The organism is Rhizobium sp. SEMIA 4085, from assembly GCF_013004495.1.
In the GTDB taxonomy this organism is placed as follows: domain Bacteria; phylum Pseudomonadota; class Alphaproteobacteria; order Rhizobiales; family Rhizobiaceae; genus Rhizobium; species Rhizobium gallicum.
Genome location: NZ_JABEPH010000574.1, coordinates 1 through 2,434, shown reverse-complemented (window position 1 = coordinate 2,434; position 2,434 = coordinate 1). Strand labels below are relative to the sequence as shown.

The 2,434-nt window shown below is 60.3% G+C and carries 2 protein-coding genes; both read left to right on the top strand.

Annotated elements, in window-relative coordinates:
• Positions 1–864: dihydrodipicolinate synthase family protein (locus tag C9413_RS31130; protein ID WP_170251411.1), on the top strand; the 864-nt coding region annotated here is incomplete at its 5' end.
• A gap of 80 nt (positions 865–944) precedes the next feature.
• A partial coding sequence (locus C9413_RS31125) for an ABC transporter substrate-binding protein (protein WP_170251410.1) occupies positions 945–2,434 on the top strand: 1,490 nt, incomplete at its 3' end.

The window sequence follows — 2,434 nt, the reverse complement described above, 5'->3', positions numbered from 1 at the left end:
GACGAGCCGCTAAGAGAGGCACTGGTTTACAGCGGAGTGGCAGGTGCTGGCATCGCAAATATTGGGGCAGCAGGAAACACCGGCGAAGTCTATGCACTGACTCCGCAAGAAAACCACCGCGTCGATGAAGCGGCGGTTTCCGGCGTTGAGAACAAGGCACCGGTGACTGCGGCGATCGGCATGTCGCTGCGCGAAGCAATCGGGATGGCGAAGGATGCCGCCAGGATCGGCGCATCCGCGGTGATGTCGCACCAGCCTGTCGATCCCTTTGCCGCACCGTCGGCTCAGATCGACTATTTCTGCAATCTTGCGGACGCTTCGCCTTTGCCGCTGGTTGCCTATGTGCGGGCGGATGGCTTCAATGTCGATGACATGGTCCGTCTTGCCGGTCACGGCAACATTGCCGGCATTAAGTTCGCGACGCCGGATCTGATGCTGCTTTCGAGGGCCATTGCGGCGTCCGATCCGGCGGGGGCGCTGTTCGTCTGCGGTCTTGCGGAGAGCTGGGCGCTGTCGTTCACTGCCGCTGGCGCACGTGGCTTCACATCCGGCCTTGTCAATGTTGCCCCGCAATTGTCCCTCGCCGTCCACGATGCGCTCTCCAAGGGCGATTTCGCTGCTGCACGCGCCATCATCAACCGCCTCGAACCGTTCGAACGCATGCGCACGAAATTCCGCAATGGCGCGAATGTGACGGTCGTGAAGGAGGCTGTGACCCATTCCGGCCTCGACGTCGGGCCCGTGCGCGTGCCGGGACTGCCACTCCTCGATCAAACGGATCGCGAAGAATTGTTTCGCTTGCTTCAAGGGTGGGAGGCTGCAGGCGACATCCACGGGCATGGAGATCTGCGGCCTTCCCGCTAAGGCGGCGGGCCGAGTTCGACACTAATTCAGGCAGGCAAGAGGCGCTGATCCACTGCGCCACGAGATTGGGAGGTCTTGAGATGCTGAAGAACTTACTGACGACGATCGCACTGGCCGGTGCTTTGGTCACGGCCCAGCCGTCTTTTGCGGCGTCACCGCCGAACATGCTGGTGATCGGTACTAATCTCACCGGTATTCGTACGCTCGATCCGGCGCAGAACAATGCGCGCACGGTATCCGAGCTGATCTCCAACCTTTATGACAATCTCGTCCAGTTGTCGCCGGATGATCTTAAGACGCTGAAGCCGATGCTTGCCACAAAATGGACTGTCTCGGAAGACGGCAGGCTCATTACGCTAACCTTGCGTGACGATGCGGTCTTCCAAAGCGGCAATGCGGTCACGGCCGACGACGCCGCATGGTCCATCCAGCGCGTCATCAAGATGGGGCAAGTCGGCTCCACTGATGTCGCGCTTTGGGGTTTCACGCCCGAAAACGTGGACAAGCTCGTCCGGGCCAAGGACGGGCACACGCTGGAGATCGAACTGCCACACGCCGTCAATACCGATCTTGTGCTTTATTCTCTCGCTGGCTCTTCGATCGGCATCATCGACAAGAAGACGGCGTTGTCGCATGAGGCGAACGGCGATCTCGGGGCAGCGTGGCTGTCGGCCCACTCGGCAGGAAGTGGACCGTTCACCCTTGCGCAATGGCGGCCAAACGACGTGGCAATCTTCAATGCGCAGAAGAACTATTGGGCTGGCCCGCCGGCCATGGCACGGGTCGTCGCACGCCACATTCCGGAATCCGGCAATCTCCGGCTCCAGCTCGAAGCCGGCGACGTCGATGTCGGGCAATACCTCGCAAGCGGCGACCTTGACGCCTTGGCCAATAACAAAGAGATGGTGATCGATAGCGTTCCGGGCCTCGGCTTCTACTATATCGCTCTCAATCAAAAGGATCCGGACCTGCAGAAGCCCAAGGTCCGCGAAGCGTTTCAGCATGCTTTCGACTGGAAGGCGATCTCCGGCAATATAATGCGTTATACCGGCTTTCCATGGCAGTCGATGATCCCTCGCGGCATGATTGGAGCACCAGAGGACGCGACGTCCCGCCACGAGTATGATCCCGCCAAGGCCAAGCAATTGCTGGCCGAGGCGGGATCCCCGAATGGCTTGAAGAAAGGGCTCCACCCGTCGGGAGCCGCGACCTTGCCCTTCGCCGAAGCGCTGCAGGCGAGCGCCCGTGCCGCCGGTCTTGATCTCAATCTCGTGCCGGGCGAATTCACGCCCGCATTTCGCGAACGGAAATATGAAATCCTCCTCGGCAATTCGGGTGCCCGGCTGCCGGATCCTTTCGCGGTTGCCACCCAGTACGCCTATAATCCCGACAACAGCGACGAGGCGCGTCTCGGCAGCTATTATCTCTGGCGAGCGGGGATGAAGGTGGACGAACTCAATACTCTCGTCGATCAGTCCATGAAAGAACCTGATACGGGCAAGCGCACGGAAATCTTCCAGAAGATGGAAGGCAGCGACAGCGGCATGGACGCCCCGGTCGTCATCTGCTT